Source organism: Streptomyces sp. NPDC087440 (assembly GCF_044744005.1).
Taxonomy (GTDB): Bacteria; Actinomycetota; Actinomycetes; order Streptomycetales; family Streptomycetaceae; genus Streptomyces.
Window position 1 is genome coordinate 534,187 of the sequence record NZ_JBIUXN010000001.1, and the last position, 14,827, is coordinate 549,013.

At 72.2% G+C, this 14,827-nt stretch carries 16 protein-coding genes; 3 read left to right on the plus strand and 13 right to left on the minus strand.

What is annotated here, in order from left to right; translation table 11 throughout:
- Positions 1-6: 6 nt before the first annotated feature.
- A complete protein-coding gene (locus ACIO3O_RS02270) occupies positions 7-897 on the minus strand; it encodes a LysR family transcriptional regulator (RefSeq protein ID WP_401740845.1) in 891 nt (296 codons plus the stop codon).
- Positions 898-1,030: 133 nt separating this feature from the next.
- Here ACIO3O_RS02270 and ACIO3O_RS02275 point away from each other — a divergent pair, with 133 nt between their 5' ends.
- Positions 1,031-1,423, plus strand: a complete 393-nt coding sequence (locus ACIO3O_RS02275) for a VOC family protein (RefSeq protein ID WP_401740848.1) — start codon at positions 1,031-1,033, stop codon at positions 1,421-1,423.
- 6 nt (positions 1,424-1,429) lie between these two features.
- On the opposite strand, the gene ACIO3O_RS02280 is transcribed toward ACIO3O_RS02275, so the two are convergent.
- Both ACIO3O_RS02280 and ACIO3O_RS02285 read right to left on the minus strand, forming a co-directional pair.
- Positions 1,430-1,906, minus strand: a complete 477-nt coding sequence (locus ACIO3O_RS02280) for a hemerythrin domain-containing protein (protein WP_401740850.1) — start codon at positions 1,904-1,906, stop codon at positions 1,430-1,432.
- A gap of 283 nt (positions 1,907-2,189) precedes the next feature.
- Positions 2,190-2,747: a TetR/AcrR family transcriptional regulator gene (locus ACIO3O_RS02285; RefSeq protein WP_401740853.1), complete on the minus strand. Its 558-nt coding sequence runs from the start codon at positions 2,745-2,747 to the stop codon at positions 2,190-2,192.
- A gap of 126 nt (positions 2,748-2,873) precedes the next feature.
- Between ACIO3O_RS02285 and ACIO3O_RS02290 the strand changes: the two genes are divergently transcribed.
- Entirely contained in the window at positions 2,874-3,524 is a 651-nt protein-coding gene (locus ACIO3O_RS02290) for a DUF2867 domain-containing protein (RefSeq protein WP_401740856.1), read from the plus strand.
- A 13-nt stretch (positions 3,525-3,537) separates the two neighbouring features.
- Here the strand turns inward: ACIO3O_RS02290 and ACIO3O_RS02295 are convergent, their stop codons facing one another.
- Positions 3,538-4,578 (minus strand): NADP-dependent oxidoreductase, encoded by a 1,041-nt coding sequence (locus ACIO3O_RS02295; RefSeq protein ID WP_401740858.1) that lies wholly within the window; start codon positions 4,576-4,578, stop codon positions 3,538-3,540.
- A gap of 70 nt (positions 4,579-4,648) precedes the next feature.
- On the opposite strand from ACIO3O_RS02295, the gene ACIO3O_RS02300 reads away from it, so the two are divergent.
- Entirely contained in the window at positions 4,649-5,641 is a 993-nt protein-coding gene (locus ACIO3O_RS02300) for a GlxA family transcriptional regulator (protein ID WP_401740861.1), read from the plus strand.
- Between the two features lie 64 nt (positions 5,642-5,705).
- Here ACIO3O_RS02300 and ACIO3O_RS02305 read toward each other — a convergent pair whose 3' ends face one another.
- The 9 genes from ACIO3O_RS02305 to ACIO3O_RS02345 form a co-directional block, all read right to left on the minus strand.
- A complete protein-coding gene (locus ACIO3O_RS02305) occupies positions 5,706-6,173 on the minus strand; it encodes a peptidylprolyl isomerase (RefSeq protein ID WP_401741849.1) in 468 nt (155 codons plus the stop codon).
- Between the two features lie 389 nt (positions 6,174-6,562).
- A complete protein-coding gene (locus ACIO3O_RS02310) occupies positions 6,563-6,886 on the minus strand; it encodes a hypothetical protein (RefSeq protein WP_401740863.1) in 324 nt (107 codons plus the stop codon).
- Positions 6,887-6,939: 53 nt separating this feature from the next.
- The gene (locus ACIO3O_RS02315) at positions 6,940-8,052 is read right to left on the minus strand and encodes an agmatine/peptidylarginine deiminase (RefSeq protein WP_401740865.1); all 1,113 of its coding nucleotides are present in this window, start codon (positions 8,050-8,052) and stop codon (positions 6,940-6,942) included.
- Positions 8,053-8,179: 127 nt separating this feature from the next.
- Positions 8,180-8,989, minus strand: a complete 810-nt coding sequence (locus ACIO3O_RS02320; RefSeq protein ID WP_401740867.1) for an ABC transporter ATP-binding protein — start codon at positions 8,987-8,989, stop codon at positions 8,180-8,182.
- Complete coding sequence (locus ACIO3O_RS02325) at positions 8,982-9,980, minus strand: ABC transporter ATP-binding protein (RefSeq protein ID WP_401740869.1); 999 nt, start codon at positions 9,978-9,980, stop codon at positions 8,982-8,984. Before ACIO3O_RS02325 ends, ACIO3O_RS02320 begins: the two co-directional genes overlap by 8 nt.
- Complete coding sequence (locus tag ACIO3O_RS02330) at positions 9,977-10,840, minus strand: ABC transporter permease (RefSeq protein WP_401740871.1); 864 nt, start codon at positions 10,838-10,840, stop codon at positions 9,977-9,979. The genes ACIO3O_RS02325 and ACIO3O_RS02330 overlap by 4 nt, the downstream gene beginning before the upstream one ends.
- 55 nt (positions 10,841-10,895) lie before the next feature.
- Positions 10,896-11,855, minus strand: a complete 960-nt coding sequence (locus ACIO3O_RS02335; protein ID WP_401740872.1) for an ABC transporter permease — start codon at positions 11,853-11,855, stop codon at positions 10,896-10,898.
- On the minus strand, positions 11,852-13,441 hold the full coding sequence (locus tag ACIO3O_RS02340; protein ID WP_401740875.1) for an ABC transporter substrate-binding protein: 1,590 nt from the start codon (positions 13,439-13,441) through the stop codon (positions 11,852-11,854). Before ACIO3O_RS02340 ends, ACIO3O_RS02335 begins: the two co-directional genes overlap by 4 nt.
- 349 nt (positions 13,442-13,790) lie before the next feature.
- Positions 13,791-14,780, minus strand: coding sequence for an agmatine/peptidylarginine deiminase (locus ACIO3O_RS02345; RefSeq protein WP_401740877.1), 990 nt, complete (start codon positions 14,778-14,780; stop codon positions 13,791-13,793).
- Between the last annotated feature and the right edge of the window lie 47 nt (positions 14,781-14,827).

Here is a 14,827-nt window from a genome sequence, read left to right on the forward strand (position 1 = left end):
GCACGCTCAATCACCCTGTCCGGCGATGTCGGCGGCGGCCCGGACGAACGCCCGGACGCTCTCCGTGGTGTTGTCCTCCCGCCAGATCGGTCCCCGCTCGATCGGCGGGGCGTCGCGCAGCGGTACGTACGCCACGTCCGGGCGGGGGTAGTAGTGCCGGGAGTGCTCGCCGACGGGCAGGACGCCCCGGCCCATCGCGACCAGGGTGAGCATCTCGGAGAACGACCCGCCGGCCGGCCCCTTCGGCACGGGACGGCCCGAGGGGGTGTGGTCCGGGGTGCGGTCCCGCTTGAAGCCGATGGACGTCACCTCCGGGTACTGCACCACGGGGTGGTCCGCGAGCACTTCGAGCGACACGGACTCCTCCCGGGCGAGCGGATGTCCGGCGGCGACGGCGAGCACGCGGTGCTCGGTGAGCAGCACCGGGCCGCGGGCCATGCCGTCGAACGGGTACGACGCGATGAGGACGTCCACCGAGCCGTCGACCAGGCTCGCCCGGGAGTTGGCGAGCTGGACCTCGCGCACGTCGACCCGGCAGTCGGGGTGGCGCTCCTCGAAGAGCGCCACGACCTTCAGGAGCGGGGGCGCGGTCCACTCGCCGAGGAAGGCGACCCGCAGTTCGCCGGTGAGGCGGCGGCTGGCCTGGGCGGCCCTGCGTACGGCCTCCTCCAGACCGGCGACCAGCGGGGTCAGGTCGTCGGCGAGCTGCCGACCGACCGGGGTGAGCCGGACCGTTCTGCTGGTCCGCTCGAACAGGGGGCCGCCGACCTGCCGTTCCAGCTTCTTGATCACCTGGCTGACCCGGCCGGTGGTGACGCGCAGGTGCTCGGCGGTGCGGCCGAAGTGCAGCTGTTCCGCGAGCGTCAGGAACGTCTCGATCTCCACGCGCTCCAGCACGGGACCCCCTTCGTTGAATCTGGCTCAACGATCGTATGGCGATCCCGCCTTGATGACGGAACGCCCCCGGCGGATCGTGGAAGCAAGCGGGCCGCACACCCGACCACCTCTTGCAACCCACCGGGGGAACCCCATGAACCTGCACGTCAAGGCCTTCGACCACCTGGTCCTCAACGTCACCGACGTCGAGAAGTCCCTCGCCTTCTACGCCGGCCAGCTCGGCCTGGAGCCGGTACGCCTCGACGCCTGGCGGGCGGGCGAGGTCTCGTTCCCGTCGCTGCGTGTCACCGGCGAGACGATCATCGACCTCATGAGCCGCCCCCGGGGCGAGTCCAACGTGGACCACATCTGCCTCACGGTGGAACCGCTGGACTGGGACGCGTTCATCGCCTCGGGGGAGTTCACCGTCCTCGAAGGCCCCGTCGACCGCTTCGGCGCACGCGGCACCGCCACGTCGGTGTACGTCCAGGACCCGGACGGCAACACCGTGGAGCTGCGCTGGTACCCCCAGGACGCGACGGCCTGACCGGGCTCACTCGGCCATCGGGCCCAGCACCTCCCCCGGGGTCGCCGTCAGCTCCAGGGTTTCGAGCACGGTGAGCAGTTGCCGCTCCTCGTACCGGAAGTGGTTCTCCATGATCGCGCCGATGCCTTCGAGGTGCTTGTCGAGCTCCTCGGGCGGCGCGGCCCGGTCGACGGCCGCGCGCAGGCCACCGATCAGGTGGGCGATCATGGAATGGTCCTGCTCCAGCGACCGCAGCACCGGACGCAGTTCCGGATGGGCCGCCGCGATGGCCGGGAAGAGGGTGCGGTCCTCGCCCTGGTGGTGGCCGTCGAGAGCGGTGCAGAAGCCGTGGCAGTACAGGAGGAGTTCACGGGTGGCGGCCTCGCCGGGGGTGCCGTCGGCGAGGGAGGCGCGGGTCAGGTCCAGCGCTTCCCGCATCCGGTGGTGCACCCGGCGGAGTTCTTGGCTCCAGGCGACGAGCCTGGTCGTCTCGCGCTCAGACACGCGAGAACGAAGGACGCGATGCGTGCATCGTCGGTCTCCTTCGGTTCGGCGCCTCCATGCCTGACACGGTCTGCCACCGGCACGCGACGCTGCCCGAACACTAACCCGCACACCGCCCGGAGACCACTCCCGCATCCCACCCACCTCGTGCTGCGGCATGCCCCCCTTCTCCCCCTGCACCACCGGCGTGGGCGACGCGCCCCTTCCAGCCCGGGGCTGCACCTACCGGGTACGGGGACGACCCGGGACCCTGATGAGGGCACGCAGCCGGCGCCAGACCCCCTCAGCCCTCCCGCCGGAGGATCAAGTCCCCCGCCCGTCTGAGGACTTCGGTACGGGTGCGGCCCCCGTGGCCCGCGGCCAGGGAGTGGTGGCCGATCGCCACGCAGAAGGCGATCAGGCTGCGGGCCTCGATCTCGTCCGGGTCGTCGCAGAACGTCGCGAAGAACGTGCGCAGCAGGTCCATCCGCCGGTCGTCCACCCTGCGCAGCCGCGCGGCCACCGACTCGTCGCGGCGGGCCCAGTCCCGTACCGCGAGATCGATCGGGAGCAGCCGGTCGTTCGAGAAGGTGAGTTGTCCGGCCAGGGTGGCCCGGGACCTCGGGTCGCCGCCCTCGCGCTCGACGCGGTCGATCACGTCGTCGGTGCTCTCCCGCTCCCAGGTGTCGAGCAGGGCGTCGAGCAGGGCCTCACGGTCGGCGAAGTACCCGTAGAAACCGCCCTTGGTGACGCCGAGCCGCTTGGCCAGCGCCTCGACGCGGACGGCTGCCGGGCCGCCGTCGGCCAGGACCCGCAGGCCCTCCTCGATCCACGCGCCGCGCGGTGTGCGAGCCGCTCCCACGATGTGTGCCACCTCACTCGTCCACCGGATATACGCAACCGTACAACCGCTCTAGCCTGCTGTTGTACGCAAGCGTATATCGGGGGCGGTGGACCGTTCCCCGGGGCAGGAAAGGTGGCCTCAGCCATGAAACTTCCTCGCACCTCGCACACCAGTCGGCCGTGGCGCATCCACGGCGTCGCCCCCGACTTCGACGTCGAGGACGTGTGGTCCTTCCGCACTCCGGGCGCCGGGCCCGACGACTTCCCGGTGATGCTGCGGGCGCTGCACGAGGGCGGCCGGCTCGACCAGCAGCCCGCCGCGGCCCGGTTCCTGTTCGCGGTGCGCTGGAAGCTGGGCGCTCTGCTCGGGTGGGACAAGGAGCAGGCGGGTCTCGGCGGGCGGGTGCGGCCGTTGCGGGACCGGCTGCCGGAGGAGCTGCGGGCGACCGCGGAAGGAGTCGGGAAGAAGGGTCCGTTCAGCCCGGTCTTCCAACTGGCCGACGAGTGCGTGCTGGAGCTGGCGAACGGGACCGTGCACACGCTGATGCACCTCGGGTGGGTCCCGGCCGAGGACGGTTCCGGGGACCACGAGCTGCGGATGGCGGTGCTGGTCAAGCCCAACGGGCTGTTCGGGAAGCTGTACATGGGCTTCATCGCGCCGTTCCGGTACGCGGTCGTGTATCCGGCGCTGACCCGGATGTGGGAGGGCGCCTGGCGGGACCGGGGGCGGGAGCGGGAGCGGCTGCCGTCCGAGGCCCCCGGCGCGCCTGCGGTCGGCCGCACCGCCCCTCAGTAGCACCCGGGGCCGCTCACCGCACCGTCAGCACCAGCTTCCCCGCGGTGCGGCCGGTGTCGCCGAGCGCGTGGGCCCGTGCCGCGTCCGCCAGTTCGTACGTTCCGGCGATCTCGGCGCGCAGGTCGCCGGCCGCCACGAGGTCGGCGACCGCCCGCATGCCCGCCTGGTCGGCCTCGACCAGCATGACCCGCGCGCGTACGCCCAGCCGTTCGGCCTCGGCCACCAACTCGGCGTTGCGGTCGTCCAGTCGGAGCGAGACCAGCAGCCCGCCGGGGCGCAGGCTGCGCAGCGACCGGAGGGCGTGCTCGTGGCCCTGCGCGTCCAGGACCACGTCCATGTCCCGTACGGTTTCGGAGGGGTCCTGCTGGCGGTAGTCGATCACCTCGTCGGCCCCGAGGGATCGTACGAAGTCGTGCTTGGGCGCGCCGGCCGTCCCGATGACGTACGCACCGCGCGCCTTGGCGATCTGGACGGCGAGGTGGCCGACGCCGCCCGCCGCCGCGTGGACCAGCACCCGCTGTCCGGCCTCGACACGGGCCGTGTCGACGAGGGCCTGCCAGGCGGTGAGGGCGGCCAGCGGCAGGGCGCCCGCCTGGACGTGGTCGACGGCGGCGGGCTTGGGGGCGAAGGCGCGGGCCGGGCCGACGGCGTACTCGGCGTGCGCCCCGAATCCGTACGGGTAGGGCAGCATGCCGAAGACCTCGTCGCCGGGCTGGAAGAGGGTGACGCCGGGGCCGGTCTCGGCGACCGTGCCGGAGACGTCCCAGCCGAGGACGAACGGCGGTTCGGGGAGGAAGAGGCCCGGGAGGGCGCGGTGCTTCCAGTCGGTGGGGTTGAGCCCGGAGGCATGCACGCGGACGAGTACGTCGCCGGGGCCGGGTGCCGGGCGGGGCAGCCGGACCTCCTGGAGGACTTCGGGCCCGCCAAGGGTGTGCTGGGTGAGGGCGCGCATGGTGGGCGGGGTGTCTGATGCGTGCGCAGCGCCTGTGACGGGCGCGGTGTCCGTGGCAGCAGTGTGCAAGGTGACGTTCGGGGTGGTCGTGTCGTGGTTCATGCGTCCAGCCTCGGGCCCCCGCCCGCCCCGCGGGAGTGGCACGAATGCCAATCATACTTAGGATCGTGCCATGCCCCGCGCGCTCCCCGCACCGACCCGACCGGCCCGACCGGCCCGACCGGCCCGACCCCACCGTGTCGTCGTCCTCGCCCTCGACGGGGTCTACCCCTTCGAACTCGGCATCCCGCAGCGCGTCTTCGGCTCGGCCGACGGGCGCTACGAGGTCGTCACCTGCACGGCCGACGGCCGCCCCGTCCGCACCTCCTCGGACTTCAGCATCACCGCCGAGTACGGCCCCGAGGCCCTGGAGCGTGCGGACACCGTCGTCGTACCGCCGTACCTGAGCGCGGCGGACTCCGCCGAGCTGCCTGATCCGGTAGCGGCCGCCCTGGCCCGCATCCCGGCCGGTGCCCGGCTCGTCTCCATCTGCACGGCCGCCTTCGCGCTCGCTGCGGCGGGGCTGCTCGACGGCCGTCGGGCCACCACCCACTGGCGGTTGGCCGGGCGCTTCCGGGAGTTGTTCCCCCGGGTGACGCTCGACCCGGACGTGCTGTTCGTCGACGACGGCCGGGTCCTGACCTCGGCGGGGGCCGCGTCCGGCGTGGACGTCTGCCTGCATCTCGTACGGGAGGACCACGGCAGCGAGGTGGCGAACCGGGTCGCCCGCCGCTGCGTCGTGCCGCCGTGGCGGGACGGCGGCCAGGCCCAGTACATCGAGCACCCGGTGCCGGAGCCGACCGAGGCCGGAACGGCCGCGACCCGCGCCTGGGCCCTCGCGCACCTCGCCGAACCCCTCACCCTGCGCGACCTCGCGGACCACGCCCGGATGAGCCTGCGCACCTTCGCGCGCCGCTTCCAGGACGAGGTGGGGGTGAGCCCGGGCCGCTGGCTGATCCGGCAACGGGTGCTCCACGCAAGGGAGTTGCTGGAGGCCAGCGACCTCTCGGTGGAGCAGGTGGCGGCCCGGGCGGGTTTCGGCACGACCGCCTCGCTGCGCCAGCACCTGCACGCGGCGATCGGCGTCACCCCGCAGGCGTACCGCCGGACGTTCCGGGCCGACTGAGGGCGGGCGCGAGGGCGGGGCCGCCCGCGCCGGGCGACCCCGCCTCGTACCGGGTCCGCCGGGATCAGACGACCCCGGAGTCCGTGATCGTGACCGGGGCCTTGGTGGTGCCCTCGGGGGAACCCTGGGCCTCCGCCTTGCGGACGACGTCCATGCCCTTGACGACCTTGCCGAAGACGACGTGCTTGCCGTCGAGCCACGGGGTGGCGGCGGTGGTCACGAAGAACTGCGAGCCGTTGGTGTTGGGGCCGCTGTTGGCCATCGAGAGCGTGCCCGGCTCGGTGTGCTTCAGGGAGAAGTCCTCGTCCTTGAAGGTGTCGCCGTAGATGCTGCGGCCGCCGGTGCCGTTGCCGGCGGTGAAGTCGCCGCCCTGGAGCATGAACGCGGGGATGATCCGGTGGAAGGTCGAGCCCTTGTAGCCGTAGCCCTTCTCGCCGGTGGCCAGCGAGCGGAAGTTCGCGGCGGTCTTCGGGGCGACGTCGTCGCGCAGGGCGAATTCGATGCGCCCGGCGGGCTTGCCGTCGATGGCCACGTCGAAGAAGACGTTCTTGCCCGGGGCGGCGGGCTTGCCCGACGTGGACTTGTCGGCAGCGGGCGCGTCGGCGCCGGCGCAGCCGGTGAGGAGCGAGGTCGCCAGAGCGGCGGAGGCGAGGAGAGCTGAGCGACGGCGCACGGGTGCGGGCCTTCCGGGTAAAGGGGAGTACGAGCGGTACATGTTCTCCCGGACACGGCCGCTGCCGGAAATGACACCACGCCAGCTCACCCGCACGGTGCCCTCCGAGCCGACCCGGCACCACTCCAGCTCACCCGCACGGTGCCCTCCGAGCCGACCCGGCACCACGCCGGCTCACCCGCACGGTGCCCTCCGAGCCGACCCGGCACCACGCCGACTCACCCGCACGGTGCCGGTCGCCCGGCCGGTCATCCCCCGGCCTTCAGCGCCAGCTGACGCAGCAGATCGGCCGACGAGGTGTCCGTACGACCCGAGTCGTGCACCTCCGCCAACTGGTGGAAGGCGAACGCGAACACGCTCACCAGCCGCGCCGTCGACCGCCTCAGCTCGCGTTCCTCCTCCTCGGAGAGTCCCTCCGGAAGCGCCCCCTCCAGGAGTTCGGCCACCAGTTGCCCGACCACCTGTCCGTCCGCGGGTTCGTGCCCGAGCGGGTCGCGGTGGATGTCGCGGAACCACTCGCCGCTCTGGGTCAGCACGCCGATCACCCGGGAGAGCATCTCTCGTTCGTTCATGGTCCGGAGCGTACGGCGATGTGCGCTGCCGTACGCCCCGAACCCGGGCGATCTCACACGGCGGGCTGCTGCTGGGTGACGCAGTGGATGCCGCCGCCGCCCGCGCCGAGCCGGTCGATGTTCACCTGCTCGACGACGCGGCCCGGATACAGGCGGGCCAGGGTGGCCTTGGCCGCCCGGTCGGCCGTCGTGTCGCCGAAGTGGGCGCTGATGACGGCCCCGTTGCAGAGGTAGTAGTTGGCGTAGGAGGCGAGGAAGTCGGGGTTGGTGGAGCGGATCTTGTCGTAGTCGGGGCCCTGGAGCTGCTGGACGGCGATCGGGGTTCCGGTTGCGGTCGTGGCGGTGGACAGGATGCGCTGCTGCTGGCGGGCGTCGCGGGCGTAGGCGTCGTTGTCGGAGGCGAGCGGCATCTGCACCAGTGCCGTGCCGGGGGCGAGGAAACGCGAGGTCGCGTCGACGTGGTCGTCGGTGATGTCCTGGCCGCGCACTCCGTCGAACCAGATCACCTTCGACGCCCCGTACGCGGCACACATCGCCGCCGCCAGTTGCTGCTCGCTCTTCCCGGGATTCCGGTTGTGGTTGACGAGACTGCTGCGGGTGGCCATCAGGGTGCCCGCGCCGTCCTGCTCGATGGCGCCGCCCTCACCGACGAGCCCGGCGCGGGTGAACGGGACGCCGACGTACGTGGCGACCCGCTGGGCGACCAGGGCGTCCTTGGCGTGGGTCTGCTTGTTGCCCCAGCCGTTGAAGCCGAGGCAGACGGCATCGAGGCCACCCGCTCCGTCCGTACGGAAGACGGGACCGCTGTCGCGCGTCCAGCAGTCGTCGACGGGGATCGTGGTGAGCACGGTCACCGAACTCCCGCACAGCGAACGGGCCTTGGCGGCGCTCGCCGGGTTGGCGCACATCACCACGGGCTCGTACTTCGCGACCGTACGGGCGATCAGCGCGATGTCGGCCTGGACGCCGCCCAGTTGGCCGCCCCAGATGCCCGTGCTGTCGGGCCAGGTCATCCAGGTGCGGGTGTGCCGGACCTCCTCGCCGGGGACCCGGAAGGCGGCTGCGGCGGACCGCGCGCTCGCGGGGGCGGTGCCGAGGGCGGCCCCGGCGGCGGTCAGTCCGGCGGCCGCGAGGAAACGGCGGCGGTTGATGTCAGGTCGGTTCACGTGTGCCTCCTGAAGGGGCCGTGCCTGATGGGTGGGATGTGCCTGACGGGTGGTGCCGTACGAGTGGTGCCTTGCGGAGAGCGGGTGGTGCCGTACGAGTGGTGCCTTACGGACAACGGGTGGCGCCTTACGAGTTCGCCGCCAGCCCCTGTCGTGCCTCCGCGATCCGCCCCGGGTCCCAGCCCGGATGCGGTACGGAGTCCAGCAGCAGCCGCGTGTACGGGTGCTGCGGCGCGGCCAGCACGTCGACCGTGGGCCCCGCCTCGACGACGCGGCCGTGGCGCATGACGAGGATGTCGTCGGTGACGCACCGGACCACGCCGAGATCGTGGGTGATGAACAGGTAGCCGATGGGGGTCTGTTCGCGGATGTCGGCGAGCAGGTTGAGGATCTGCGCCTGCACGGACACGTCCAGCGCGGCGACGGCCTCGTCCAGCACCAGCACGTCCGGTTCGACGGCGAGGGCCCGCGCGATGGCCACGCGCTGCCGCTGCCCGCCGGACAGCTGCCGGGGCAGCGCTTCGGCGGCCCGCGCGCCGAGCCCGACCTGGTCGAGGAGTTCGCGGATGCGGGGTGCGGGGTCCCGGTCGGGGAAGTGCAGCCGCAGCGTCTCGCGCAGCACCTGTTCGGCGCTGGTCCTGGGGTCCAGGGAGAGGTACGGGTCCTGGAAGACCATCTGCACCTGCCGCGCCCCGGCCAGCCGCGCCGCCCGCCCCCGCACTCGCGCGGGTCGCGCCCGGCCCCGTACCAGGACCTCTCCCGCGTCGGCCCGCTCCAGGCCGACGACGATCCGCGCGGTGGTGGTCTTGCCGGAGCCGGAGCCGCCGACGATGCCGAGGGAGGCCCCTGCGTGCAGGGTGAAGGACACGTCGTCGACGGCGTGGACGTCCCCGAAGGTGCGGTGCAGGCCACTGGCCTGGAGGAGCGGCTCAGGCATCGGCGGGGGTCCCTTCGGCGACGAGCCGGTCGGTGTGGTGGCAGGCGGCGAGGTGCTGGGGCCGCACGGGGTCGGGCAGCGGTTCGGGGGCGCGCTCCCGGCAGAGGCCGGTGGCGAGGGGGCAGCGATCGGCGAACGCGCAGCCGTCGACGGCGGTACGCAGGTCGGGCGGCTGCCCCGCGATGGCGGCGAGCCGTCCGCCCGGCGCGGTCGGGCGCGGGGTGGAGGCGAGGAGGGCGGCGGTGTACGGGTGCCGGGGCCCGGCGAAGAGGGTGTCGGCGGGGGCGGTCTCGGCGATGCGGCCCGCGTACATGACGTACACCCGGTCGCTGATCGCGGCGGCGAGGTCGAGGTCGTGCGTGACGAACAACAGCCCGGTGCCGAAGCGTTCCCGCAGCGTGGTGAGCAGGGCGATGACCTCGGCCTGGCTGATGACGTCGAGGGCGGTGGTGGGTTCGTCGGCGAGGAGGAGGGCGGGGTCGCCCATGAGGGCGGCGGCGATCATGACGCGTTGCAGCATGCCGCCGGAGACCTGGCTCGGGTACGTGCCGAGGGCGGACGCGTCGAGGCCGACGGCGTCGAGCAGCTCGACGGCACGGGCGGTGGCGGCTTCCTTCTTCGTACCGGCCGCCCGGACCCCCTCGGTGAGGAAGTCGCCGATGCGCCGCAGCGGGTTGAGGGCGGCCCGGGGGTCCTGGAAGACCATGGCGACACCCCCGGTGCGCAGGGCGCGCAGCCGGGCGGCACTCATGGTGAGGGTGTCCTCGCCCTCCACGCGTACGGTTCCGGAGGCGACGGCGGCGGGCGGCAGCAGCCCGAGCGCGGTGCGGGAGGTGAGGCTCTTGCCGGAGCCGGACTCGCCGACGAGGGCGACGGTCTCGCCGGGCCCGACGGTGAGGTCCACGCCGTCGAGGACGGGGCGGGCGGTGCCGGGGAGGGTGAGGCGGAGGTCCTGAATATCCAGTACGGGAACGGGAGTTGAGGGGGTCACTTGTCTCTCCTGGCGACTCGGTCGGCCCAGCGCTCCCCGACCACGTTGAACGCGACGACGGTGAGCACGACGAGGACGCACGGCAGGATCGCGGAGAGCGGGTAGCCGTACTGGACGGCGGTCTGCCCGTCGAAGACCATTCGCCCCCAGTCGGGGGTGAGCGGCGGCACGCCGAGCCCGAGGAAGGACAGTCCGGCGAGGTCCATCAGCGCGTAGCCGAAGTTGACGGCGGACTGGGCGAGGACGACGGGGGCGATGTTGGGCAGGATGTGGCGCAGGCAGATCTGGAGCGCGGAGTGCCCCTGGACCTGGTAGGCGCTGACGTACGGCCGAGCGCGTTCGGCGAGCACCAGGGAGCGGGTGAGCCTGCTGACGTACGGCACGTAGGCGACGCCGAGTGCGGCGACGGGGGCGATCAGCCCTTCGCCGTACATCGCGATGACGAGGATCGCGAGGAGCACGCCGGGGAACGCGAAGACGAGTTCGGTGGACCGGGACAACAGGGAATCGACCCACCCCCCGCGCCACGCGGCGACCATGCCGACGGCGATCCCGGCGACGGTGGAGAAGACGACGACGCCGAGCGGTCCGAGGAGGGACGTGCGGGCCCCGGCGATCAGCCGGGAGAGGGTGTCGCGTCCGGCGACGTCGGCGCCGAGGAGGTGTTCGCCGGAGGGCCCGGCGAGCGCGGAGCCGAGTTCGGCGGCGTTGGGGTCGTGGGGCGTGACCCAGGGCCCGAGGAGGGCCGCGAGGACGACGAGGCCGACGACCGCCAGGCAGGCGAGGTGGAGCGGGGAGCGGCCGGACGCGGCACGGAGGCGGGCGAGTCCGGGTCTGCGGGTGAGGACGGCGGCGGTCATGCGGACCTGCCTAGTTCGTGGGCGGGAAGGGCAGTCGTACGGCGGCGAAGGGCACTCATGCGGCGGCACTCCTCGTACCGAGCGTGATCCGGGGGTCGACCAGCGGCAGCACCAGGTCGACGAGCAGGTTGACGGCCATGAAGATGCCGACGATGAGCAGGGAGACGGCCTGGACGGTCGGGAAGTCCTTGGTACTGGTGGAGAGTTCGAGGAGCTGGCCGATGCCGCCGATGCTGAAGGCGGTCTCCACCAGGACCGTGCAGACGAGCAGGGTGGAGACGATGAGCCCGCCGGTGGTGAGCAGGGTGCCCAGCGAGTTGCGCAGCACGTGCCGGCGGATGACGAGCCGCTCGGGTACGCCCCGGCTGCGGGCGACGGTGACGTGCTCGCTGCCGAGGGCTTCGAGCATGGCGGTACGGGTGACCCGGGCGAGCAGCCCGATCAGGTACAGGGCGAGGGCGATCGCCGGAAGCATCAGATGGAAGACCGTGTCCCAGAACCCGTCACCGGCCCCACTGCTGGGGAACCACCCCAACTGCACGGCGAAGAGCCCCTGGAGCAGGACGGCCGCGACGAAGGACGGCGTGCCGATGGCGAGGGTGGTCACCACGAGCACGGCGGAGTCGACGGCGCCGCCCCGCACGGCGGCGATCCGCCCGAGCAGCAGCCCCACCACCACGACGACCACCAGCGCCATCGCGACCAGCATCAGCGTGGTCGGCAGCCGGTCGGCGAGGAGCCTGGACACATCGGTGCGGTACGTCAGCGAGCGGCCGAAGTCGCCCTGGACGACGTCCCCGAGCCAGTGCAGGTAGCGCAGCAGGAAGGGGTCGTCGAGGTGGTACCGGGCGTTGATCGCGGCGACGGCCTCGGGGGATGCGGACCGCCCGGAGAGCAGGAAGCTGGCGGGGCTGCCGGGCGCGAGGTACATCGCACCGAACACGGCGAAGGAGGCGACGAGCAGGGTGAGGACCATCTCCACGAGCCGCCGTACGGCGAATCTGGCGAAGCTCATGACGCGGCCCCCACTTCGGCGGCCCACGGGTAGTACATGTACGCGATGGTGGTGGGGGCGCCGGTGATCCTCTTGTTGAGGAAGACCGCGGTGGGCCACTCGGCGACCGGTATCCAGGGCAGTTGCTCGGAGGCGCGCCGCTGGAGCTCGGCGACGGTCTTCAGCCGCGCGCCGCGGTCGTCCGTACCGACCGCGCGGTCCACCAGGGCGTCGTACTGCTGGTCGCTGTAGCCGGAGAGGTTGAGGTACGCGCCGGTCTTGAAGTTGGTGAGCAGGTCGAGGGGGTCGGTGATGGAGTCGTAGTACGTCAGCGGGAACATGTCGATGCCGGTGCGCGACTCGGGGTCGGTGAAGAGCGCCGTGAAGGCGTTGGGCGCGATCGACTTGAGCCGGACGTCGAGCCCGATGCGGCTCCCCGCGTCCTGCACGGCGGTGGCGAGCAGAGAGACATCCTGCCCGATGGAGCTGGTGGCGACGGTGAGGGTCTTGCCGGTGGCCCCGGCCTCCTTCACGAGCGCACGCGCAGCCGCCAAGTCCCTGTTCTTCGGCGGGAGTTGCCCGAACACGGACTTCAGGGTCTCCGCCGAGGCCCCTGCCCACGCCGCACGCGAGGTGACGGAATGGGTGGGGGTGCCGCCGCCCCCGAGCCCGGCGTACACGAAGCCGGAACGGTCGAGGGCGAGGGAGAGGGCACGACGCACCCGTACGTCACCGAGGGCGCCCTTCATATTCGTGATCCCGAGATTGACGGTGCTGAGCCCCTCGCCGAAGTACAGCTTCCCGACCCCGCTCTCGCGCAGCCGCTCGTAGCTCTCGGTGGGGATCAGATACCCGCCGTCCGCCTCACCGCTGAGCAGGGCATTCGTACGAGAAGAGGCATCCGTCAGAAATCGAAAAACGACGTGCTTCGACTTGGCACGGGCACCCCAGTACCCGTCGAACCGGTCGAGCCGCAGTGACTGCCCCTTCTTCCACGCCCCGAGGGTGAAGGGCCCGGTGCAGGCGAGTCCGCCGGAAGTCCCGTAGTCCTTGCCCGCCTTCTGCACGCCGTCCTTGGAGGCGACGACACCTGCGGCGGTGGCCATGTACTGGGGGAACTGCGAGTCCGGCTTCTTCAGCTTGACGGTGACCTGGAGCGGCCCGGACTTGCGTATGGAGTCGACGTTCTCGAAGTTCTGCGCCCAGGCGGCGGCGTTGTCGGGGTCGCGCTGCCGGTCGAGGCTGAAGACGACGTCCTCGGGGGTCATGGTCCGCCCGTCGTGGAAGCGGACGCCGGACCGGAGGTCGTACACCCAGGTCAGGGGGTCGGGCTGGGTGGCCGTGCGGGCGAGCCCGGGCTCCAGGGTGAGGGAGGGCGTCCACCGCATGAGGCTCTCGCAGACGTTGGCGAGGACGGTGTTCTGCGGGTAGTCGAAGGCGACGGTGTAGTCGAGGGTGGGCGGCTCGGCGTACACGGCCCAGGTGAAGGAATCAATCTCCCCGGCGGCACGGGGCGTTCGCGCGGAGAGCGCGACACCGGCGGCCCGGGTGGCGGGCGGCCCGGCACAGGCACTGCCGCCGAACCCGAACAGCACGGCGAGAGCCACAAGAACCGGACGACATCGCCCACCCCTCGCGACACGACGTGGTGGCATAACCTCGACCCACTTTCTACTTCCGGACGGGGGAACGCGCCCCTTCAGGGGCGCGAGGAACTGCGCGAGCAACCAAAACTCAAGCCGCGCGGCGAGCGCTTTAGGGAAAGGGGCGGGACCGGGGCGAAAACCCGGGGGTCCGGGGGCCGCGCCCCCCGCCCGCACAGCCCCCCCCCCCCCCCCCCCCCCGGGGGGGGGGGGGGGGGGGGGTGGGGGGGGGGGGGGGGGGCACAACGGGGGGGGGGGGGGGCCCCCCCCCCCCCCCACGAACAGCACCCCCCACCCACCCGCACAAACCCCCCTACACCCCCACGGGAACCTGCTGCGTGATGCAGTGCACGCCACCCCCACCCCACGCCACCACCGGCGCCACCACCCCCACCACGTCCCGCCCGGGATACGCCCCCGCCAGCACCTCCAGCGCCGCCGCATCCTCCGGCGCCCCGGCCACGGGAACGACCACACCCCCGTTCGCGACGTAGTAGTTCAGGTACGACACCTCGACCCGCACGCCCGCGACCTCGGCGAACACGGTCTGCGGTAGGTCCACGATCTCCAGCGCCCGCCCCCGCGCATCGGTCGAAACCTCCAGAACGGCCCGGTTCGCCCGCATCCGCGCGTAGTCCGGGTGCTGCGGATCGTCCGGCAGCGAAACGACAACCTTCCCCGGCGCCGCAAAAGCGCACACCCCGTCCACGTGCCCGTCCGTCTCGGTGTCGAGCAGCCCCCCGTACGGCAGCCAGATCACCTTCTCGACGCCGAGCCGCGCCTTCAGCTCGCCCTCGATCTCCTCGCGGGTCATCCCGGGATTGCGGTTCGGGTGCAGCAGGCACTGCTCGGTGGTGATGAGCGTCCCTTCGCCGTCCACGGTGATGGCCCCGCCCTCCAGGATCATGTCGGAGCCGATCCGCTCCACCCCGAGGTGCTCCAGCAGCAGCCCGCTCACCCGGTCGTCGGAGTCGTACGGCGCGTGCTTGCGCCCCCACGCGTTGAACCGGAAGTCGACCCCGGCCCGCCGCCCCTGCCCGTCCAGCACGAAGAGCGGCGCCGAGTCCCTGAACCAGGAGTCGTCCAGCGGGATTTCCACCACCTGGACCCCGTCCCCGCACCACGTGCGGGCGTCGTCCCCGAACCCCGGCGGAGCGACCATGGTGACGGGCTCGAACCGCCCGATCGCCTGGGCGACCTCCGCGTACTCCTTCTTCACGGCGTCCAGGACGCCCTCCCACAGATCCTCACGGGTGGGCCACGCCATCAGGCAGCCCTCGTGCTCGGACCACTCTGCGGGCATGCGGAATCCACTCATCACTGCACTCATTTCTCTCGAAGAACCCCAAG